This window comes from Verrucomicrobiia bacterium (assembly GCA_035765895.1).
GTDB lineage: Bacteria > Verrucomicrobiota > Verrucomicrobiia > Limisphaerales > DSYF01 > DSYF01.
Genome location: DASTWL010000064.1, coordinates 12,805 through 35,305, shown reverse-complemented (window position 1 = coordinate 35,305; position 22,501 = coordinate 12,805). Strand labels below are relative to the sequence as shown.

Here is a 22,501-nt window from a genome sequence, read left to right as displayed (position 1 = left end):
TCCTAAACGTATCGAATCGGTCTAGCTGCCGCCCACGCGTGCTTTGTCCATTGAGTTTTCCTCGAAGGCGCGCGACAGGGCGTCGTCACCCGTCAACCCCTCGGCCTTGGCCTTCTTGATGGCCGCCAGCACACGCTTGTAGTCCTTGGGCATGACCTTGACGAATTGCGGCAGGAATTTATCCCACCCGGCAAGAAGGTTGGCCGCGCGGGCGCTCTTGGTGTTGATGGCGTGATTTTCAACCATCGCCTTCAATGTGGCAATGTCTTCATCGTCGAGCTTTTCCAAGCCGACCATCTGCTGGTTGCACTTGACCGGGAAATCCCCCTGCTCATCCAGCACGTAGGCGACGCCGCCGGACATGCCTGCGGCGAAGTTGCGCCCGGTGGGGCCGAGCACGGCCACCACGCCACCGGTCATGTATTCGCAACCGTGGTCACCCACGGCCTCGACCACAGCGCGCACCCCGGAGTTGCGGACGCCGAAGCGTTCCCCGGCCATGCCGCGGATGAACACTTCGCCGCCGGTTGCGCCGTAAAGCGCCACGTTGCCGACGATCATGTTTTCCTCGGGCACAAACGTGCTGCCCGCCGGCGGGTAGAGAATGAGCTTTCCGCCGCTCAACCCCTTGCCGAAATAATCGTTGGCGTCGCCTTCGAGAATGAAGGTCATGCCCTTGGGCATGAACGCCCCAAAACTCTGGCCCGCGCTGCCCTTGAATGTGATTTGGATCGTATCCTCGGGCAGCCCTGCCGGTCCGTGGCGGCGGGTGACTTCGCTGCCGGTAATCGTGCCGACCACGCGATTGACGTTGCGGACGGCCAGCGTCGCGCGAACTCGTTCCTTCCGCTCGATGGCCGGTTTGCAGATCTCGAACAGTTGGGTGATGTCGAGCGACTTGTCGATGCCGTGGTCTTGCGGCATCTGGCGGTAGCGGCCGACTTCCGCGCCCACTTCCGGCTGGTAAAGAATCTTGCTGAAGTCGAGTCCCCTCGCCTTCCAATGCTCCACGGCCTTGCGCGGCTCCAGACGGTCGGTCCGGCCCACCATCTCGTCGATGGTGCGGAAGCCGAGTTCCGCCATGATTTCCCGCACTTCCTGGGCGATGAACTTCATGAAGTTCACCGTGTGCGCAGGATCGCCGGTGAACCGCTTGCGCAGTTCGGGATCCTGCGTGGCCACGCCCACCGGACAGGTGTTCAAATGGCAGACCCGCATCATGATGCAACCCAGCGTCACCAACGGTGCGGTGGCAAAGCCAAACTCCTCGGCGCCGAGCAGCGCGGCAATCACCACGTCGCGTCCGGTCTTTAATTGACCGTCGGTTTCGACCGCAATGCGCGAACGCAGGTTGTTTAACACCAGCGTCTGGTGGGTTTCAGCCAGGCCCAGTTCCCACGGCAGGCCGGCGTGCTTGATGGAGGTTTGCGGGGAGGCCCCCGTGCCGCCATCGAAGCCGGAAATCAACACCACATCGGCATGGGCCTTGGCCACGCCCGCGGCGATGGTGCCCACGCCCACTTCCGCCACCAGCTTCACGCTGACGCGCGCGTGGATGTTGGCATTCTTCAAATCATGAATGAGTTCCGCCAAATCCTCGATGGAATAGATGTCGTGGTGCGGCGGCGGCGAAATCAAACCGACACCCGGCGTGGAGTGCCGCACTTTCGCCACCCACGGATACACCTTGCGTCCCGGCAACTGACCGCCCTCGCCGGGCTTGGCGCCTTGCGCCATCTTGATTTGGAGTTCCTTGGCGTTGACCAGATAATGACTGGTGACACCGAAGCGGCCGGACGCCACCTGCTTGATGGCCGAGTTCTTCGAATCGCCCTGCTCGTTCGTCCAGGTGTAACGCTCCGGATCCTCGCCGCCCTCGCCCGTGTTTGAGCGCCCGCCAATCCGGTTCATGGCAATGGCCAGAGCCTCGTGCGCTTCCTTGGAAATGGAACCATAGCTCATGGCGCCGGACTTGAAGCGCTTCATGATGCTTTCGATCGGCTCGACTTCTTCAATCGGGATGGATTTGCCGGGCTTGAACTCGAGCAAGCCGCGCAGGGTGCACCAGTTCTTCCCCTGCTCGTTGACCGACTGCGAGTATTCCTTGAAGGTCCGGTAATCCGTGTTGCGCACCGCCTTCTGGAGCTTGTGAACGGTTTCGGGGTTGAACAGGTGATACTCGCCGTCGCGCCGCCATTGATACTGTCCGCCGACGTCGAGGGTGTGCCCGTTGACCGACCGGTCGGGGAACGCGTGGCGATGGCGCAGTTCCACTTCCTTCGCAACCTCCTCCATGCCGATGCCTTCAATCCGCGAGGCGGTCCACGTGAAATACTTGTCGATGACGGCCTCGTTGATGCCGACCGCCTCGAAGATTTGCGCACCGCGATAGGATTGGATGGTCGAAATGCCCATCTTGGAGGCGACCTTCACGACGCCCTTCACGGCGGCCTTCACGTAATTCTTGCACGCCGTCTTGTGATCGATGTCCGGCAACAGACCCTGGCGGATCATGTCGTCGAGCGTTTCGAACGCGAGATACGGGTTGATGGCGCCGCAGCCGTAGCCGATGAGCAGCGAGAAGTGATGCACTTCGCGGGGCTCGCCCGACTCCAGCACGAGCCCCACCCGCGTCCGCGAGCCCTCGCGAATCAGGTGATGATGCAGCCCGCTCACCGCGAGCAGGGCCGGGATGGGCGCATTCTTCGCGTCCATGCCGCGGTCAGAAAGCACAATGATGTTGATGCCATCCTTGATGGCCTTGCTGGCGCTTTTGCACAGGTCGCTCATGGCCTTTTCCAGGCCCTTCGCCCCCTTGTCCACCTTGTAGAGGATCGGGAAGGTGATGGACTTGTAGCCCGGCTGGTCGAGATGCTTGAGCTTGGCGAACTCCTCATTCGTGAGGATGGGCGACTTGAGCTCGATCAGGTGGCAGCTTTCCGGCACGGGGTTCAACAGGTTCTTCTCCGAACCGATGGTCGTCACCGTGTTGGTGACAATCTCCTCACGAATGCAGTCAATTGGCGGGTTGGTCACCTGCGCAAACAATTGCTTGAAGTAATTGTAGAGCGGTTGCGACTTGTTGCTGAGCACGGCCAGCGGCGTGTCGGTGCCCATCGATCCCACGGCTTCGACGCCGTCCCGTGCCATCGGCACCATCAGCAGGCGCAAGTCTTCAAACGTGTAACCGAAGGCCTGCTGGCGCTGCATCACGGTTTCGTGATCGGGTTCGGGCAGCTGGCCGGGATCAGGCAACGTGGTGAGCTGAATCAAGTGCTGATTCAGCCACTCGCGATAAGGCTGCTCATGCGCGATGGCGTTCTTGATTTCCTCGTCGGAAACAATCCGGCCCAGTTCCGTGTCGATGTAGAACATGCGACCGGGCTGGAGGCGTCCCTTCTGGGCAATGTTCTCCGGCGGCACGTCCAGCACGCCCACTTCGGAGGCCATGATGACGTAATCGTCCTTGGTGACGTAATAACGCGACGGCCGCAGGCCGTTCCGGTCCAGCGACGCGCCGATGCGCACGCCGTCGGTGAAGGCGATGCACGCCGGGCCATCCCACGGCTCCATGAGGCACGAATGATATTCGTAGAACGCCTTTTTCGCGTCGCTCATGGACTCGTGATTCGCCCACGGCTCGGGAATCATCATCATCATCGCGTGCGGCAACGAGCGGCCGGCCAGCACGAGCAGTTCGAGCACATTGTCGAACATCGCCGAGTCGCTGCCGTTGGCGTCCACAATGGGCAGGATCTTCTTGATGTCATCACCGAACAGGTCCGTTTCAAACAGCGCCTCCCGGGCGTGCATCCAGTTGATGTTGCCGCGGAGCGTGTTGATTTCGCCGTTGTTCGCGATGAAGCGATACGGGTGCGCGCGGCTCCAGCTGGGAAACGTGTTCGTGCTGAAGCGTGAATGCACGAGCGCCAGCGCGGTCTTCATGCGCGGATCGTTCAAATCGGGGAAATACTGGCCGACCTGCTCGGTGAGGAGCATGCCCTTGTAAACGAGCGTCTGGCTCGACAGGCTGCACACATACCAATACTGAGCACCATCGAGCGTGGAGCACCGGATTTCGTTGAAAGTGCGCTTGCGCGCGACATACAACCGGCGTTCGAAGGCCAGCGGATCCTCCATCCCCTCGCCCCGGCCGATGAAGGCCTGGCGGATGGCCGGCTCGGCCGACTTGGCGGTGTTGCCCAGCGAAGTGTTGTTCGTGGGCACTGTGCGCCAGCCGAGGAACTCCAGCCCCTCGGAGTTGACGATTTTCTCAAAAATCAGCTCCAGCTTCCGCCGCTGCTTGGGATCGGGCGGCAGGAACAACATGCCCACGCCGTATTGGCCCAACGGCGGCAACTTGATGCCGGCGTCGCCGCAGACGCCTTCAAAAAATTCATGCGGCATCTGGATCAGGATGCCCGCACCGTCGCCGGTGTTGACCTCGCTGCCACAGGCGCCCCGGTGATCGAGATTGCGGAGAATTTGCAACCCCTGCTGGACGAGGTCATGTGACTTTTTGCCTTTGATGTTGGCAACAAACCCCACCCCGCACGCGTCCTTCTCGAACCGCGGATCATACAGTCCCTGCTTTGGCGGCAGGTCCAATTGCGGACCGCCGGCCTGGGCTTCCTTCATGTTGTCCATGTTCATGACTAAAGTCGGATTTTTACTACCAACAAAACGCTCTGGCGCAATGCATTTTTCGAACCGCCGTTGCCGCCTCGCCGCCGTTGACCGTTGCCGCCGACCCAACGGGCGTGGACCCTCCGTCGCGTTGAAACCAACCAGCGAAGTGAAACCAGTTCCCCCACGCCTCCGGACCCCAAGAACCACATCCCCAACTTCACGGGCAACCCCCCGCGCACCGACGGAAATTATTGCCCAAAAACGGCGGGTCCGCCAGCGCGGCGCATATCAAACATGCGCCCAGCCGCGGTGTCATCAAAAAATTTGCGCAATTTCAAGCCGCCCGCCGGTCAGCAGCCCGGCTGGAAGTGAAAGACCTGGGCGGCGTAGGCCGGCACATCGAGGTAAAGCCCCTGCCGTTCCAAGTCGGCGCCCACCCGCAGGTAGCGTTCCGGGCCGAGCAAATCCTGCATGACCCAGTGATCGCGGCCCAGATTGGGAATCGTGAGGGGCACGTAGCATTGGCAGCGATGCGGCACGAGGTTGACCACCACGAGGTCAAACTCGCCCGGATGCACCTGCCACTGAATAACGACGAAATTGCGCCACGTCTGATTGTCCGGCCAGGCGGCCCGCGGGCGCAGCAACGTCGCCTCGCCCCGTCCCACCGCCGAACTCCGCAGTCCGCGCAACAGTTGATCGTAGATTTGCCGGGTTGCCTCGTCGGGTGGCGCGGCGGGGCGCCGGAGCAGTTGCACGGGGAGCCGGGTGCGGTTGCCGGTCAGCTGGCCGTCGTGCAGCATTCGCAGCCCGGACAGCCCGAGCACGAGAAGCGCCGCCGCCCGATGTTCGGCCGGCACAAAGACCGCCGCCGCCCGCTGCTCATCGTGGTTCTCCAGGAAGTGGACGCTTTTCTCGATGAACGTCGGCGAACTTTCCTCCAGCAGATGGCGGGTCACGGCCGAGGGATCGTGATAGACCAGCTCGTCGTAGAGCACCTTGTCGTAGGTGTAATCAAATCCGAGCGTTTGCAGGCAGGATTCCAGATTCCAGTAGGACTCGGAGATGAACAGGAAGTCGGGCAACACGCGCCACACGGCGGCGAGGGCTTCGGTCCAAAATTCCCGGTCCGGCACCGGCTGACTGAAGGGAAAGCGCGACCAATGCTTCGCGAACAGGTCGTTCAACAGCAACATGGCCATGTCACACCGCACGCCGTCGCACCGCGCCGCAATGGCGAGCAACTGCTGAATCATCGCCTCGCGCGTGGCCGGATTCCGATAGTCGAGTTGCGCGGTGTCGGTCCAGGCGGGGAAATTCGGATCCTTGCCATGCGCAATCCAGCGGATTTGCCCCGCGTGTTCCACCGTGAAAGTCTCGGGCAACGGCGTTGGACTTTGCACGAAGAGTTCCGGCCGCTCCTTCAGCCAGAGGTGATCCAGGCCGAGGTGGTTGGGCACAAAATCCAGCACGAGCAAAATCTCCTGCTGCGCCAGCCGCCGGCGCAACTCCGCCAGCGCCGCGTCCCCGCCCAGTTCTTCCGCCACTTGATACGCGGCCACGGCGTAAGGCGAACCACCCACGTCGTCTTCACGCCAGTCGGGCAACGCCGCCGCATACGCCTGGCGCAGTTTGGAATCGTTCAATGCGGCCGCCCGCGCCTGGGGCCCGCTCCGCCACACCCCCATCAACCAGACGTGGGTGAAGCCGCTTTCCCGCCAGCGTTGAATCTCCGCTTCGGGGACTTCGGCCAGGGTCAACGTGCGTCCCGCGGCCGCCGACAATTCACGCAGCCAGCAGCGTGTGTTGATTTCGTAGAGGAGAGGAAAGCGCATGAACCGGGGGGCGGCGCGGAGGGCAAGACACGGCGGCCACACCGGCCAAAAAAGCCAGATTAACTGTTCAGGACTTTGAGCGCCTTCCTGGCATCCGAAACCCGCAGCACCATCAGCCCCTTCTTTTCCCGCGGTCCGGTGGCGCTGTAACAGTATTCGATGTTCACCTTGGCGGCCGCCAGCTTGTGGGCCAGGCGCGCCAGTGAACCGGGTTTATTGTCGCCTTCAATCACCAGCACGTCGTCCTCCACCACCAGGGCGCCGCGCTCCTCGAAGACGTGCAGCGCCTTCCGGTAATCACTCACGACGAGGCGCACCACAGAATGGTCAATGGTGTCGCTGGTTGAAATCGCGTAAATGTTGATTTCCGCCTCGGCCATCGCGTCCGCCAGACGCGCCAGCGTGCCGGGGCGGTTGTCCAGAAAGATGGCCAGTTGCTTGCTGATGTGCATAACCCTCCATGTTCAATGTTGCTCCGCGCTCCGCCGGCAAAACTAGCCGACTCCGCCGCGCGTGCCAATTAAAAGGAGAGGGTCGCCGCCGCCAGACTGCCGTGCTAGGTTGGCTTCAGGATGAACCGCTCCACTTTGATCCGCCGTCTCGCCGGCATCTTCTTCCTGGGACTGGCCGTGATGCTGCTGGTCCTCGGTGAAACCGTCTTCGCGGGACGGCTTCAGCCGTTCGCCACCCTGCTCTACTGGTCGGTCTGCCTGCTGGCAACGCTCACCGCCGTGGGTTGCGCCCTGCTGGACGCCGTGGATTCGTTGACCCGGTCACGACGGGAACGGCGCACCTTGCTCGAGGAGACCTTGCATCAAGTTGACTTGGAACGCGCGCAGCGTCGGAAAGGCCCGCCCGATTCTCGTTGAATTCAGCCTGATGAGTGTTTGAATGGCCCCGCCCCGCACGCATGAAAACCTCCTCCCAAAGCAACACCCGACCGCTTGAGGAACGGGAGCGTGCCGCGCTGTTGAAACTGCTGGGTGATGACGACCCGGAAGTGTTCAACGCGGTGCAGGAACGAATCCTGGCGCAAGGCCCCGCCGTCTGCGAATGGCTGCGGCCGCACCGGTTGAGCAGTGATCCGTCCCTGCGGCGCAACGCCCGGCGCATCATCCAGCACTTTGAACGGCGCACCGCCGACCATGAGTTTTTGTCGTTCTGCCTGCGTTCGGGTGAAAAGCTGGACATCGAAACCGGCAGTCTGCTGCTGGCCCGCACGACCTATCCAGACGTCAATGCCGAGGCCTACCATGCCCTGCTCGATGATTTTGCGGCGGGCATCCGGCCGCGGCTCGCATCGGACCTGTCGCCCCGCGAACAACTGGCGCGCATCAACGACCACCTCTTCAACGAACTGGGATTTCGGGGCAACGAAGAAAACTATTTCGACCCACGGAACAGCCACCTGAACCAGGTGCTCGACCGGCGCACCGGAAACCCCATCAGCCTTTCCATCGTTTACCTGCTCATCGCCCGGCGGCTGCAACTGCCAGTCAGTGGCATCGGCCTGCCCGGGCACTTCGTCTGCCGCTACCAGTCCAGCGCCGATTCCGTTTACATCGATGCGTTCAATCGCGGACGGTTGCTGACCAAGGCCGACTGTGTGCAATACCTGCTGCAATCCGCCTTCGGCCTGAATGAGCAATTCCTCACGCCAATGTCCGCCCGCCGCATGTTGATGCGCGTCTGTGGCAACCTGCACCGCGCCTATCTGCAACGGGATGACAACGACGAAGCCAATCGGATGCAGGGCTATCTGGTGGCGCTGTCCGGCCAGACGCTGGATCAAGTTTGAAAGCCAGGCTGCTGGACGCGGAAATGGTTTCCTCCTGCTTTCAGGCCGTGCGTTTGGCGTTAACCCGGCGGAGAAAGTGGGACTTGGAAATAACGGCGCGCTGGTGAACTCCCCGGGCGATCAATTCCCGCTCGTCCGCCGCCTCAACCTGGAAGGTCACCTGTCGGCCTTCGGCCGAAATCACCCGGGCCACGCACGTCACAATACTCCCCAAAGGGGTTGGCGCCAGGTGCCGGAGATCCACTTCGCTGCCGACGGACGCCTCGCCGTCTTCCAGCAACGGCGCCAGCGTTTCGCGGGCGGTTTGTTCAAGCCATTTGATCAGCCACGGAGTGGAGAGCACGGCCGGCATGTCATCGCCCGCGAAGTCGATCAGATGTTGCGCTTCGACGCGGAAGGACCGTTGGCCTGACAAACCGGAGTGCGGCTTCGTCTTCATGGCCGGCGCGAACGGGTTACTTGGCTGGCGCGGGTGTCGGCAAGGGCGCGTCGTCCGCTTCCTCCTGGAAACTCTTCCACATTTTCAGTGGCACCAGCCCCACGGCCACCAAGGCCAGCTGGCTGGCGACGAACAAGACGAGCCATTTGAAAGCCGAGTCCATGAACCCGTAGGAGTGCAGGCCGACGCCGAGCATGTTCACCCCGAACCATGACCAGCTCGTGATGATGTTGCCGAGGATCGCAAGCACGGCCACACCGCGTTCCCGCACCAGGCCGCCCCAACGCGCGTGCAATATGACCGCGCACCAGATGACGATGAGCAACGCGCCGTTCTCCTTCGGATCCCAGCCCCAGAACCGGCCCCAAGATTGATCCGCCCAGATGCCGCCCAGCACGGTGCCCACGAAACTGAACAGCGTGGCAAAGCAGACAATCCCGTAAATCATGCGCGAAAGCCCGTCCGCCGTGGCGCGCTTCAAAGACGAGGTGAACACGCCGCGAATGACGTAGATGATGGCCAGCAGACCCGCCACAAACATCGCCGAATAGCCCAGCGTTACCGTCACCACGTGCGTCGCCAGCCAGAAATTGCTGTCGAGCACGGCGCGCATCATTTCCATGGTGTCGCCGTTGATGGCCAGGTTCAACGCGATGACCTGCGTGACGAACCCCACGATGGCTGCGACCACGCAACCGATGCCGTCGCGGTATATCCGTTCCAGCACCATGCCCAAAATGACCGAACCCCAGCCGATGAACACCGCCGAGGAATAGAGGTTGGTCACAGGCGGACGCCGCTCCAGATACATGCGCGCCGCCAGACCGATCGTATGCAGCACCCACGCGAGCACCACCAGGTTGAAGGCCGATTTGCGCAGCCATTCCCCCCACGTAAACCAGAAGGCCAGCGCCGCGAGCAGCGCCACCACATAAATCACCGTGGCCTTGTAGAAAGGATCAAAAAAGTTGAAGGCATACTCCTGCCGGCCTTTCCGCACTTCGGCGGGCATTTTTTCATCCAGCCAGAGGCGATACTTGGCCAGCGCCTGGTTGAATTCGACCGGCTGGTTGTGGCGATACGAGGAAACCATGGCCGCGTAGGCGCCGACGGCCGGCGGCAGTGGTTCGCCACGCACCGCATCCATCAACACCGCCCCCATGGTCTTCCAGTCCTGATGCGTGTGCGCCGGATTGGTCGGCGGCACAAACAGCCCCGTGGCAAATTGCGCCGCGCGGTTGTAGTCCGAAAGGAAGCCCACAATCGTGTCAAAAGCGTTGGTGTCGTAACTCTTGCCCTGCTGCTGCGCGCTCACCGCCGCCGCGCCCGGCCCAATGGCCGCCTCGTAATCCTTCAACTCCGCCGCGAAGTCGTCCGTGCCGGCGGGCTTCAGGGATACCTTCAGGCGCTGATACAGCATCGTCGCCGAGTAGAGCTTGATCGTCTGGTTCTCGAACGCCGTCCGGTGCTTGGAGTCAATCTGGTCAATGCGCTGCCCTTCCTTGGAAAGCTCATTGTAATTGGGCCGAAGCTGGTTGAAGGAAAAATATTTCTCGCCCACCGGCAGCTTGAGCAGGCTCTTCACCTCGTCATTGTCGATGCGGAAAACCTTCAGGTCGTCCGCCGCCTCCGGTTTCATCAGCGTTTCCATCAACCAGGCGGTGGCAGACATCGACTTGCCGTTCTCCAGCAGAACGGACTGCCGGTTGCGCAGCTGGCGGAGCGAGTTGCGGGCGACGGAGTCAAGCGGCTGGATGCGCCCGTCGCGCAACACGGGCAACTGTCCGAATTCACGGGTGTGGAACGTCTTTTCCGTGGACGGAAGCAGGCCGGCCAGCACCCAGGCGGCGAACACACCGACGACAAGCCAGGGCAGAAACTTCTTCATAGCGCCACCTTTCGTTTCAGGAACGGAATCAAGTGCACGAGGAACTGCCACAGCAGTCCGATCCCCACGAGCACGCAGGAAAAATACGGCGTCAGCCAGCTCGGGTTTCGCACCACCTGCAGGATGGTGCCCTTGTTGTCAGTGTCGAAGCTCGCCTGATAATAGGTTTCGCCCCCGTAACGGAGCGGGTTGTTCATGTAGATGCGCACCTGCCGGTCTTCTCCGGTTTGCGGATTTTGCACGCGCACCATGCTGGAAAAATCCTTCGGAATTTCCGTGCCCGGGTAAACCTCGTGCGTAAAGCTGAGCAGATGGATCGTGTAGGGCTTGTAAAGCCGTTGCGGCCGCAGCACGACTTCAAATTCCTGGTTGCCGACGTGCACGTGCTGCGGCTGCTCAATCCACAGCGAAACAAACCACGTGCCCAACGAACCCTGCGGCGTGGTCAATTCCAGCAGCGCGCCGGGCATGTCCCGGCGGTTCATGTCCGTCTCCCGCGCCGTCTCGCGGACACTAACTTGTGGACCAAACCCCTGGGTGGCCACGCCCTTTTCGCCGGACATGGGATCGACCTGCGTGACCGCGGAATTGGGATAGAAATGCCGGACATGAATGGCAAAGGGCAGCGACGGATCCTGGATTTCGCTCTCGTGCGTAAGGGCGTCCTGCGGAATGGCCGTCACGCGCTCACGATCACCGGCCGTGGTGTTGATGACCGCCAGCTCCACGTAACGGTCCATTTCCGAATAATTCTTCGCCTCGCCTTCGCGGATGTGCATGGTGCTTTCCACCGCCAGCATGTCGGTGGCGAGCTGGCCAATCAGCAAAAGGATGAGTCCGACATGCACCAGGACCAGCCCGAATTTTTTGACCGACAGTTCGAAGGTCTTGATCTGGGCCGCCAGCAGATTGAACAGAAAGACAAAGCCCACCGTGTAGCCGCCGGGAAAGATGGGAATTTTCCACGTGGCGCCCTGGGGCTGCCAATAAATGAAGAAGCTCCGGAAGAATTCGTTCTGCGCCTTGTAGAGCCCCATGTTGACTTGCGCCAGCGTGCCCCAAAAGACAATGACCAGCGCCAGCGTCAGCACCACCACCGACAGCTTCAGCGAGGCAAGAAAATCGAAGACCTTTTCGAGGCGCATGTCAGTATTTCGCGCTTTGGACAAACTTGAGGAACACATCCTTCTCGCGGGCCACCAGGGTTTCGCTGCCCATGATCTTGTAGAACCAGGTGTTTCCATTCAACGGCAGCACAATGGCCACGCAGCGAACGGCGTCACCGTTCTCCGCACCGCTGCCCGAAAAATCAATCAACGTTGCCTTGCCGGCGGGCAAATCGAGGTCCGACACCAGTTTGCTCAACGCCGCCTCGTCCACTGTGCCCAAACTGAGCTGACCGCGCCAGCGGTTGACGTTGGGCAACAGCCCGCCACCGTCGCCCGGCGACGTGCTGACATTGATGTCCGCCTTCGCCCCGCCGTCGCCCGCCACTTCGAACTTGGCCACCAGGAACGGCGAGTGCGCCACCTCGGTCCAACTCGCGGGCACCTGCCAGGCCGGGTGATCACCGCTGCCGGGCGGCACCGTCGCCCCGCCTCCCATCATGCCCATTCCCATGCCGCCGCCGCCCGCCATGGGCGGATGCCCGGCCGGCAGCGCGGGCGCCGCCACGAATGACACGCCTTTGAGAAAATCTTCCAAGGCGGATTTCTGCGAAGCGACGAATGAATCCTCCCCGGCCAGCTTGAAGAACCACGTCGTGCCCTCCTTCTTGAGCATGGCCACCATGATGCGGCCTTTCTGCTTGTCGTCGATGATCGGCACGGTGCTGGCCATCTCAAACAGCCGGCCCTCGTCGTCCCCGATTTTTACGGGCGCGGATTGCGAGGCCAAATCACTTTCAGTGACTTCGGGAAGTTTCACCTGGCCGCGCCACATGTTGACAAGTTGCAGGTCCATGCCCGTCATGCCGCCCAATGGGATGACGCCGAGTTCGGCTTCCTGATTGTCCTTGCCCGTGATCAGGAAGCTGGCCGCACGCATGGAACCTGGATTGGGATTGACAGTCCAGCCATCGGGAAGTTTGGTCCACTTGATGGACGGCATGGCCATTTCAAGTCCGGCATGCGGATCTTGCGCGGACGCGGACGCGGCCGGCCCGGAATTGGCGGACGAAGTGTCCTTCGACACCTCATAAACGGTGACCTCCCGCCGACTGCAACCAGCCAGGAAAAAAACCAGACACAAGCCCATTGCCCCTTGGATCCCAAGCGAGCGCACAACGAACGTCATAAACTTCACACCGGAATACTACGCGCCCCAACTGCCGCTGCAAGCGGTGAAAGCGGGCGCTTTAGGGGGCTTTGACAGTATTTAAGCCGTCGAATGCTCATCATTCGACGAACAAAAAACGCCGGCCACACGCGTGGCCGGCGTCGCAAATTGGCTTCCGGCTAAACGCTCATGGTCAGCAGGAATTCGATGTTGGTGCGCGTCTTGCCCAGCTTGCCCAGCAGCAGTTCCATGGACTCGACCGGCGGCACGCCCGTCAGCGCCCGGCGCAGCAAAACCACGCGGCTGTATTCGTCGGGGTGATATAGGAGTTCTTCCTTGCGGGTGCCGGACCGCTCCACGTTGATGCTCGGGAAGATGCGGCGGTCCACGAGGCCGCGGTCCAAATGCACCTCCATGTTGCCGGTGCCTTTGAACTCCTCAAAGATGACCTCATCCATGCGGCTGCCCGTGTCCACCAGCGCGGTGGCCATGATGGTGAGCGAGCCGCCCTCCTCGATGTTGCGCGCCGCACCGAAGAACCGTTTCGGCTTGTGCAGCGCGTTGGCATCCACGCCGCCGGACAGGATTTTGCCCGAGTGCGGCTGCACGGTGTTGTAGGCGCGGGCGAGCCGGGTGATGGAGTCGAGCAGAATGACCACATCCCGTTTGTGTTCAATCATGCGCTTGGCCTTTTCGATCACCATTTCGGCGACCTGCACATGGCGTTCGGGCGGCTCGTCGAATGTGGATGAAATCACCTCGGCACCTTTGCACGAGCGTTCCATGTCGGTGACCTCCTCGGGGCGTTCGTCGATCAGCAGAATGAACAGGTAGGCCTCCGGGTTGTTCTTCAGAATCGCGTTGGCCAGCTTTTGCATCAACACGGTCTTGCCCGTGCGTGGCGGCGCGACGATGAGCCCGCGCGTGCCCTTGCCGATGGGGCAAACGAGGTCCAGCACGCGGGTGTTCAGTTCATCCGGCGAGGTTTCGAGAATGAACCGTTTGTTGGGAAACAACGGCGTAAGATTGTCGAAATGCGTTTTATTCTTGGCCTTGTCCGGGTCTTCGCCATCCACCGCCTCCACCTTGAGCAGGGCGAAAAACCGTTCTTTTTCCTTGGGTGGACGAATCTGGCCCGCAATCAAGTTGCCGGTCTGCAGGTCAAAGCGCCGGATTTGGGAAGGCGAGACATAGACATCTTCCGGACAGGGCAGATAATTGAACGAACGCGAACGCAGGAAGCCGAACCCCTCCGGCAGCACTTCCAAAACCCCTTCGGTGAACAGCACGCCGGCCCGCTCCGCATTCTTCTGAAGAATCTGGTAGATGACCTCGTGCTTGCGCATCGTGCCGTAGTTCTCCACGCCGAAATTCTTGGCCATCTGGTTCAGCCGCGCCATGTCCATGGCCTGCAGCTCGGCGATGTTGAGCGATTCGGCGATGCGATCCCGACGGCCGCTCGGGAGACGCTCATAACGCGGCGGCTCCAGCGGCTCGATTTCTTCGGTCATCGTTTCCACCGGCGCCGTGGGCGGCTGGAGTTGATCGCGCTTCGGGCCGCCCGCCTGATCGGTGGCAGCCTGGGCCTTGGCTTCGGCAGCCACTTCCTCCGCGGTCGGCACCATTTCGGTGTCGGCACCGGATGGCGCGCCCGCTTCGTGCAGCGCCACGTCGGACGGTGCCGGTTCAACAACAGGTTTGGACTTGGCGCGCTTGGTGGCGGCCTTTTTCTTGGCAGGCATTTTGGCCATAGGATGGAAATTGATTATTGCGGATTAACGCAAGCGGTCACTTGCTTGGACGGCTTAACCACCGGTGAGACAACCAGCCGGGAAAAAGATTCAAGAATGGTCAATCAACCGGGAGCAATTGGCAGCAAGGCTATCGTTCATTTGAACGGAAAGGGAATTTGCCACCAACGCGGCTACGTTGGCGCAGGGTTCGCACACCGTCAAGGCTGTTTGTGCATTTTGACGCCAGGCCGATCGTAAAACCGGAATCCAATGTGTCCCACCAAAGAAAAAGGCGGGCGAAACTTTGTTCCGCCCGCCCCGCCAAAGGTTGTCCGCAGCGCTTACTTGAGCTTCGCGAGCACGTCTTTGATGGCGTTGAAGTTCGGCAAATCCTTCGGCGTGGGCGTCTGTTCGGCGTATTGCACAACCCCGTTCTTGTCCACCACGAAGGCGGCGCGGGCGGCGGTCGCGCCAAAACCGAGCAGGTCATCCAGCAAAACGCCATAGGCCTTGGCCGTGGTCTTGTTCAGATCGCTGGCCAGCGTGATGGCGATGTTGTTCTGCTTCGCCCAGGCTTCCTGCGCAAACGGACTGTCAACACTGATCCCGATGACGTCCGCACCCAGCTGAGCGTAGGCGGAAAGCCCCGAGGTAACGTCGCACATTTCGCTGGTGCAGACGCTGGTGAACGCGAGCGGGAAGAAAAGGATGACGGTGTTCTTCTTGCCCTGGTTGGTGCTGAGTTTGACCTCGGCGACGCCGGAAGCGTTCTTGGACTTGAGGTTGAAATCAGGAGCTTTGCTGCCGACTGCGATTGCCATAATGCTTGTTTCTTTTTTGAATGTTCTGGATTGATGAACGAGCGGGCATTGTTAACGGCTTGCGGGCCCCGTGTCAAATGGCCGCCAACACTTCGGCCGCGTGCGCTTCCGGCTTCACCTGGGGCCAGATCTTTTTAATCACCCCGTCGGGACCAATCAAAAAGGTCACCCGGTGCGTGCCGAGATACTTGCGGCCCATGAAACTTTTCTCGCCCCAAACGCCGTAGGTTTGCACGATGGCCTTGTCTTCGTCCGCCAGCAGCGTGAACGGCAGTTGGAACTTTTCCACGAACTTGTCGTGGGACTTCACCGGATCGGTGCTGACGCCCAGCACCACGGCGCCTTTCTTTTTGAACGCGGCAAAACCATCGCGGAAGGCACAGGCCTCCTTGGTGCAGCCGGGCGTATCGTCCTTCGGGTAAAAATAGAGAATGACGTGTTTGCCCTTGAAGTCGGCCAGGGAAACTTTGCCGCCGCCGTTGGTCGCCGCCACAAAAGCGGGCGCCCGGTCGCCTTCCTTGAGTTTCAGTTCGAGTTCTTTTGCCATAAAAGGAAATCCACGACGGCTCGTCACGCTTCACCATTCGGCGGTGCCGCTGACTTTTTGACGGTCGGGCTGCTGGTGGGATGCGCGCCCAATTGTTTCATGCCGTCCAACACATACCAAATTCCCGAGATGCCCGTGCACGCCGCCGCGCCCATCACGATGTATGTCAACGCCGCCGGCGGCCAGCGCAGCAAGATCCACAAGACCGTGGCCATTTGAAACACCGTGGCCACCTTCCCGAGAATCCGCGGTCGCACAGTCACCTTGCCCACCGTCATGTAAATCACAATCAGCCCCAGCAGCAGAACGACATCGCGGCCGATGATGGTGCCGGTCAACCACAGGGGAACCCGGTCCAGCCGCGGCGTGTGATCGAAGCTCAACACCACCACGCCGCTGACGAGCAACAATTTGTCCGCCAGTGGATCCAATATGGCGCCCAGCTCGCTCTTCTGATTGTAGTGACGCGCGATGTAACCATCAACGCCATCGCACACCGAGGCCACGGCGAACGAAATCAACGCCAGCAGGCGGTGGATTTCGTCGCCCGTGCCCACGAAGTAAAGCACTTCCACCACGAAGAACGGCACCAGCAGAATGCGCAAAATGGTGACTTTATTGGCCGTGGTCATGTAACCACCTGATTTTCCGGGGCGCACCGGCCCGCGTCAACCCGTAACCGGTCGAGCCTCTTCCCCACCGCAGCCAAGGGATCGTTAACTGCCAACAGTTTATCACAGAAACCCGACCTTCCGCGCCGCTGGAATCTTGCCAACGCACGCGTTTTACCTTCTCCTCTCGCCGACGAATATGAGGAGATTGGGCACACTGACGCTGGCCGTTCTTGCATTCCTGCAGGTCCATCTGGTTCTTCCGACGCCGGCGGCGGAGATCAATTTTGAATATGTCGCCCGGCAGGCGGAGGAACGCGCCCGCAAACCTTTCCATTCCCCGCGCGCCGATCTGCCGGACGTGTTGAAGCAGGACAATCTGAACTACGACAAATACCGGGAAATCCGCTTTCGGCGCGAGATGGCGCTTTGGACCGCCGAGGATCTGCCGTTCCGGGTGGAATTTTTCCATCCCGGCTACCTCTATCAGGAGCCGGTGCATGTTACCGAATTCACCCTCACGCATTCCCAACCCATCCGCTTTGTGCAGGAATTTTTTGATTACGGTGACACGCATCTGGGACGGAAAATTCCCGCCAACACGGGCTACGCGGGCTTCCGGCTGCTCTATGCATTGAACCAGCCCGACCAGTTCGACGAACTCGGCGCCTTTCTCGGCGCCAGCTACTTTCGGCTGCTCGGCAAGAACCAGCGCTACGGTCAATCCGCGCGCGGACTGGCCTTGGACTGCGGCGAGACGGACCGGCCCGAGGAGTTCCCCATCTTCACGGATTGGTGGCTCGGCAAACCGCACAAGGATGATGACCGCCTGCGGCTCTATGCGATTTTGGACAGCGTCAGTTGTGCGGGCGCCTACAGCTTCACCATCCAACCGGGCGAAACCACCATCGCCGACGTGGAAGCGGTGCTTTACCTGCGGGAGACGAACACGATTGCGGCCGTCAATCCCGAACGCAAACCGCTCAAAACCCTCGGCCTCGCGCCGCTGACGAGCATGTTCTGGTTTGGCGAAAACTCGGAACGCAAGTTTGACGACTACCGCCCGGAGGTGCACGACAGCGACGGCCTGCTCATCCGCATGGACAACGGTGAAGTGCTGTGGCGCCCGTTGAACAATGCCAGCGTCATGCGGCATCAAAAGTTCAGCACCAAGGGCGTGCGCGGCTACGGCCTGTTGCAGCGAGACCGCAACTTCGACCACTACCAGGACATCTTCAATTACTACCACCGCGTGCCCAGCGTCTGGATCGAGCCGCGCGGCAACTGGAGCGAAGGCGACATCCACCTGGTGGAACTCAGCACCACTTACGAAGGACTCGACAACATCGTGGCGTTCTTCGATCCCAAGGACAAACCCGCGCCGCTGCAACCGTATCGTTTCGGCTACACGATGTTCTGGACGCGCGAGACGGACCGGCACCTGTCCGAAAACATCGTGACCGCGACCCGCATCGGCGCCGATGGACGGGAACCCAGCCGGCGCGAAATCTGCATTGATTTCAAGGGACCAAAGCTCGACACGTTCACGGCGGCGGACCCGCCCCAGTCCATCGCCAGTTGCAGTCCCAACGGCGCGTTGACCGACAATCTCATCTTCCGGAATCCATCCGACGGGTCGTGGCGCGTCGTGCTGAAGCTCCAGCCCAAGCAGGGCAACACCGACCCGGTTGACCTGCGCTGCACGCTCAAGAAGGGCAGTGAAACTGTCAGTGAAACGTGGACCTATTTGTGGAGTCCGCCATGAACCCCACCCTGGGTTGGACCGAGTTGCCCGGCAAGCTGGCCGGGCGTCCGTTGGAGGAGTGGAACGCCGCGTATGCGAAGGTGGAAAGCTACTTCAATGCGCTGCGCATTCGCAACAAGGTGCTGCTGGGCCAGCTCGTGGCGCTCGTGATTGAACGCGCGCTCCGGCGGGCGCCCGCCAACCCGCAACGCGCCGCCTCCGAACTGGCGGCGGAGGAAATGGACCACGTCGTCACCGAATGGTTCGCCGAGGTATTGCACGAGCCGCCGACCAACCGCGACCAGATGCTTTCCACGCGCGGCCGGCTGGCGCTGCTGCTGGCGGACATGCCGGGCAAATGGCAGGACCAGTTTCTCCGGCCCGGCCCCTGGCCGGATGAATTCGTCCGGGCCATGCGCGACGCCTATTTGCGCGCCGGACCGGACTTTCAACTGTCGCAAATGGCGCCCCGCCCGCTGCACCTCGGTCCGATCACCACCCTTTCGAGCATCCGCAAGGTGCGCTATTCGAAAATGATCGGCATCTGGATTCTTTTTGCCGCCCTGCTCATCGCCCTGTTTGTCCTGACGCATCGTTGAAATGTCCACCGCGCGCTCCCACCCCAACACGGCGCCGGCCGGCCCGGACCCCGGGCCGGTCATCGTGAATCTCCCCGTGCTGCGTCGGGGAATGCGCGTCTTTTTGTTTTACTCCTGCGCGGTGCTGCTGACCGGCGTGGTTTCCCTGATGTTCGCCGATTTGCTCTGGCGGACGGGCTGGTCCACCTCGCGCACCCTCCTGCTGGTGCTGTTCATCATCCTGTTTCTCCTCGTGTCCATCGGGTGCATGCACGGCATCTTCGGGTTCCTGTTGCGCGTGTTCGGGGACCGGGCGCGCATCACGGCCTTCGCCGATTACCAGCGCCAGCCCATTGCCGACACCAGCACGGCGATCATTGTCCCGATTTACAACGAGGACGTGCCGCGGGTTTACGAGGGCATCCGTGCCACCTACGAGTCCCTCCGGGCGACCAGCCAGCTCGAACGTTTCGATTTTTTCGTGCTGAGCGACTCGACGGATCCGGACAAGTGGATCGAGGAGGAACGCCGCTGGCTGGAACTCGTCCGTGACCTCGGCGCGCTGGGCCGCATCCACTACCGGCGGCGGTTGAACAACGAGGGCAAGAAAAGCGGCAACGTGCGCGACTTTTTGAACGCCTGGGGACGACGTTACCGCTATTTCATCTGTTTCGATGCGGACAGCCTCATGCAGGGCGGGACGATTGTCCGGCTTGTTCAGATGATGGAGGCGAATCCCACGGTCGGCCTGATTCAAACCGTCCCGGCGCTGGTGAACGCCGAATCGCTCTTCGGCCGCATCCAACAATTTGCGAACCGCCTCTACGCGCCGGTGTTCATTGCCGGGCTGAACTACTGGACGTTGAGCACGGGCAATTACTGGGGCCACAACGCCATTATCCGCACCGAGCCGTTCATGCAGTTCTGCGACCTGCCCCACCTGCCGGGACGCAAACCCTTTGGCGGGCAGATTCTGAGTCATGACTTCGTGGAGGCCGCCCTGATGCTGAAGGAGAACTGGCGCGTCTGGTTCGCCTACGATCTCGAAGGCAGCTACGAAGAGGGGCCGCAGGGCCTGATTGAAAGCGCGCAACGCGACCGGCGCTGGTGCCAGGGCAACCTGCAACATGCCCTGGTCCTGTTCGCCCGCGGGCTGCGCAACGGGAGCCGCATTCACCTGACGCTGGGTATTTTCGGCTACCTCAGCAGTCCGCTCTGGCTGGCCTTCATGCTGACGTTTTGCTGGATTCGCTGGTCCAAGGTCATGTCCGACCTGAGCGACATCACCGTGCAATCCTACTGGCTCGGCGGGCTCAACCCGACGGCGCACGCCTTTTTGATTTTCTCAATCTGCATGGCCGCACTGTTCCTGCCCAAAATCCTCGCCATCGTCGAACTGGCCCTGGACAAGGAGAGACGCCGGGCCTTTGGTGGTTTGCTCAAGGTCACCGCCAGCGCGGTTGTCGAAACGCTGTTCTCCACGCTGCACGCGCCGTTGCAGATGCTGTGGCACACCGAATTCGTCATCACCATCCTGCTTGGCATGGGCGTCAACTGGGGCGCGCAAAACCGCGGGGCGGACGGCACCACCTGGCGTTACGCCTTGCGCTGCCACCGCTGGCACATGCTGATTGCCCTGGTGTGGGGGACGCTCGTCGTCCGGCTGGATCCCGGCGTGTTCTGGTGGTTCTCACCCGTGCTGGCCGGCATGCTGCTGGCCGTGCCGCTCAGCGTGTTGACCAATCGCAGCACCCTCGGCCGGCGCGCGGGCGACCTCGGGCTTTTCGTCACGCCGGAGGAAACGCATCCGCCGGAGGAGATCGCCCTGCTGCGCGAGCGGCTGTGGAAACTGCAGGCGGAGGGTGCCCTCAATCCGCGCCCTGCCAACTCCGGCATCGCCGATGCCGTGCTCGATCCCTATCTCAACGCCATCCACGTGTCGTTGCTGCGGGAAAAGCGTTTGAATCCGGTTTACGCAGAGCAGATGAACCAGCTCAACCGTCCGCCGGCCGAGATGCAAACACTCGCGGAGAAACTGCTCGCCCAAGGCCCGGCGGCCTTGCCCGCCAGCGACAAGATGCGCCTGCTGGCCGATCCCCCCACCATGTCCTGGCTGCACCGGCAGGTGTGGATGCGCCCCAACCAGACGCTGGCGGTCTGGTGGCAGATGGCCATCCGCCGCTACGCTCGTTGAACCGGCAAGGCCGGATTACCGCTTTGGTTCAGCCGCCAAATCCCGGATGCGCGAGCGCACGCCCCAACCGCGCCAAGGTCCGGTCTTTGCCGAGCACCTCCATCAGATGATACAGGCTCGGGCCAATTTGTTTGCCCGTGCAGGCGAGGCGGGTTGGATGCACCAGCGCACCGGCTTTCACACCGAGTTCCTTCGCCGTCGCCTTCAACGTGACCTCGATGTCGGCCGCAGTGAACGTAGTCATCCGCTCCAGCGCATCACGCAGCCTGGTCAGGTTGGGCAGGTTGGCCGGCACGAAGTCGCGCTCCACGGCTTCGGGCGCGAACACAATCTGCTCGTTGAAATAGAAATCACACCAGCCCGGCAGTTCGGCAAAGGTCTTGGGCTTTTCCTTCACGGTATCGAGCGCGGCCCGCACATATGCCGCGTCAAAGGCGGCCGCGTTGATGCCCGCCTTGCCCAGCGCGTGAACCGCGAGTTCGTAGTAGCGCTCGTTGGGCATGCTGCGGATGTATTCCCAGTTCAGCCATTGCAGCTTGGCCATGTCGAAACGCGCGTTGTGGCGCAGCACCCCGGGCAGATCAAAACGCTCGATGATTTCGTCGAGGCTCATTTTCTCGCGGTTGTCCTTCGGCGACCAGCCCAGCAGGCAGAGATAATTTACCACCGCCTCGGGCGCATAACCTTCCTCCATGTAAACGGAGATGATCGCACCCTGGTCACGCTTGCTCATCTTCGAGCCATCGGCATTCAGGATGAGCGGAATGTGCGCATACTTGGGCGGCTCGACACCGAAGGCCTTGAAGAGCGCAATATGTTTGGCCGTGTTGCTGATGTGATCCTCGCCGCGAATGACGTGCGTGATGCCCATGTCGAGGTCGTCCACCACGTTGACCAGATGAAACACCGGTTCGCCGTCGGAACGCACAATGACGAAATCCGGATCAATCTGTTCGCGGTCCGTCAGCGGGCGGACAATATCGCCGCAAACGAGGTCCGGAATGGTGATGGGCTCGCGCTGCATCCGGAAACGGATGGCGCCGTCCTTCTCATAGGCCAGCCCGCGGGACAGCAATGCCTCAACGCGTTGCCGGTAGGCGTCCTTGCGCTGGCTCTGAAAATACGGCCCGCAGGGGCCGCGGCTTGGTCCGGTGGCGTCACTGGTGACGGGGCCTTCGTCCCAGTCAATGCCCAGCCAGCGCAACCCGTCGAGAATGATGTCCACCGCGGCCTGCGTGTTGCGCGCCACATCGGTGTCTTCGACGCGAAGAATGAATGTGCCGCCGTGATGACGGGCGTAAAGCCAGTTGAACAACGCCGTGCGGGCGCCGCCAATGTGCAAAAAGCCGGTGGGGCTGGGGGCAAAACGGACTCGCGGTTTCATAAGTTAAAAAATCCCAAAGAGAC

The 22,501-nt window shown here is 61.4% G+C and carries 17 protein-coding genes; 5 read left to right on the top strand and 12 right to left on the bottom strand.

The window, feature by feature from the left end; all coding sequences use genetic code 11:
• Nucleotides 1–21: 21 nt before the first annotated feature.
• From gltB to VFV96_13055, 3 genes are all read right to left on the bottom strand, one after another.
• Entirely contained in the window at nt 22–4,653 is a 4,632-nt protein-coding gene (gene gltB, locus VFV96_13065; GenBank protein ID HEU5071329.1) for a glutamate synthase large subunit, read from the bottom strand.
• A gap of 326 nt (nt 4,654–4,979) precedes the next feature.
• The gene (locus tag VFV96_13060) at nt 4,980–6,464 is read right to left on the bottom strand and encodes an alpha-amylase family glycosyl hydrolase (GenBank protein HEU5071328.1); all 1,485 of its coding nucleotides are present in this window, start codon (nt 6,462–6,464) and stop codon (nt 4,980–4,982) included.
• 59 nt (nt 6,465–6,523) lie between these two features.
• The gene (locus VFV96_13055; GenBank protein ID HEU5071327.1) at nt 6,524–6,916 is read right to left on the bottom strand and encodes an ACT domain-containing protein; all 393 of its coding nucleotides are present in this window, start codon (nt 6,914–6,916) and stop codon (nt 6,524–6,526) included.
• 120 nt (nt 6,917–7,036) lie between these two features.
• On the opposite strand from VFV96_13055, the gene VFV96_13050 reads away from it, so the two are divergent.
• Nucleotides 7,037–7,333: a hypothetical protein gene (locus tag VFV96_13050; GenBank protein HEU5071326.1), complete on the top strand. Its 297-nt coding sequence runs from the start codon at nt 7,037–7,039 to the stop codon at nt 7,331–7,333.
• Between the two features lie 41 nt (nt 7,334–7,374).
• Complete coding sequence (locus VFV96_13045; protein ID HEU5071325.1) at nt 7,375–8,262, top strand: transglutaminase-like domain-containing protein; 888 nt, start codon at nt 7,375–7,377, stop codon at nt 8,260–8,262.
• 40 nt (nt 8,263–8,302) lie between these two features.
• Here VFV96_13045 and VFV96_13040 read toward each other — a convergent pair whose 3' ends face one another.
• The 8 genes from VFV96_13040 to VFV96_13005 all read right to left on the bottom strand — a co-directional run bounded on the left by VFV96_13040 (nt 8,303) and on the right by VFV96_13005 (nt 16,599).
• Nucleotides 8,303–8,701 (bottom strand): thioesterase family protein, encoded by a 399-nt coding sequence (locus tag VFV96_13040; protein HEU5071324.1) that lies wholly within the window; start codon nt 8,699–8,701, stop codon nt 8,303–8,305.
• Nucleotides 8,702–8,717: 16 nt separating this feature from the next.
• Nucleotides 8,718–10,589: a cytochrome c biogenesis protein CcsA gene (gene ccsA / locus VFV96_13035; protein ID HEU5071323.1), complete on the bottom strand. Its 1,872-nt coding sequence runs from the start codon at nt 10,587–10,589 to the stop codon at nt 8,718–8,720.
• Entirely contained in the window at nt 10,586–11,734 is a 1,149-nt protein-coding gene (locus VFV96_13030; protein ID HEU5071322.1) for a cytochrome c biogenesis protein ResB, read from the bottom strand. Before VFV96_13030 ends, ccsA begins: the two co-directional genes overlap by 4 nt.
• A gap of 1 nt (nt 11,735) precedes the next feature.
• Nucleotides 11,736–12,698: a hypothetical protein gene (locus VFV96_13025; GenBank protein ID HEU5071321.1), complete on the bottom strand. Its 963-nt coding sequence runs from the start codon at nt 12,696–12,698 to the stop codon at nt 11,736–11,738.
• Nucleotides 12,699–13,045: 347 nt separating this feature from the next.
• Entirely contained in the window at nt 13,046–14,617 is a 1,572-nt protein-coding gene (gene rho, locus VFV96_13020; protein ID HEU5071320.1) for a transcription termination factor Rho, read from the bottom strand.
• Nucleotides 14,618–14,940: 323 nt separating this feature from the next.
• Nucleotides 14,941–15,420, bottom strand: coding sequence for a redoxin domain-containing protein (locus VFV96_13015; GenBank protein HEU5071319.1), 480 nt, complete (start codon nt 15,418–15,420; stop codon nt 14,941–14,943).
• A 73-nt stretch (nt 15,421–15,493) separates the two neighbouring features.
• Nucleotides 15,494–15,967, bottom strand: a complete 474-nt coding sequence (gene bcp, locus VFV96_13010) for a thioredoxin-dependent thiol peroxidase (GenBank protein ID HEU5071318.1) — start codon at nt 15,965–15,967, stop codon at nt 15,494–15,496.
• A gap of 23 nt (nt 15,968–15,990) precedes the next feature.
• A complete protein-coding gene (locus tag VFV96_13005) occupies nt 15,991–16,599 on the bottom strand; it encodes a CDP-alcohol phosphatidyltransferase family protein (protein HEU5071317.1) in 609 nt (202 codons plus the stop codon).
• Nucleotides 16,600–16,777: 178 nt separating this feature from the next.
• Between VFV96_13005 and VFV96_13000 the strand changes: the two genes are divergently transcribed.
• Genes VFV96_13000 through mdoH form a run of 3 tightly spaced genes read left to right on the top strand, consistent with a single transcriptional unit; the run spans nt 16,778 to nt 21,094 of the window.
• The gene (locus VFV96_13000) at nt 16,778–18,343 is read left to right on the top strand and encodes a glucan biosynthesis protein G (protein ID HEU5071316.1); all 1,566 of its coding nucleotides are present in this window, start codon (nt 16,778–16,780) and stop codon (nt 18,341–18,343) included.
• Nucleotides 18,340–18,921: a hypothetical protein gene (locus VFV96_12995; GenBank protein HEU5071315.1), complete on the top strand. Its 582-nt coding sequence runs from the start codon at nt 18,340–18,342 to the stop codon at nt 18,919–18,921. The genes VFV96_13000 and VFV96_12995 overlap by 4 nt, the downstream gene beginning before the upstream one ends.
• Nucleotide 18,922: 1 nt before the next feature.
• Complete coding sequence (gene mdoH / locus VFV96_12990; GenBank protein ID HEU5071314.1) at nt 18,923–21,094, top strand: glucans biosynthesis glucosyltransferase MdoH; 2,172 nt, start codon at nt 18,923–18,925, stop codon at nt 21,092–21,094.
• 28 nt (nt 21,095–21,122) lie between these two features.
• Here mdoH and gltX read toward each other — a convergent pair whose 3' ends face one another.
• Entirely contained in the window at nt 21,123–22,478 is a 1,356-nt protein-coding gene (gltX, locus tag VFV96_12985; GenBank protein ID HEU5071313.1) for a glutamate--tRNA ligase, read from the bottom strand.
• Nucleotides 22,479–22,501: the final 23 nt, after the last annotated feature.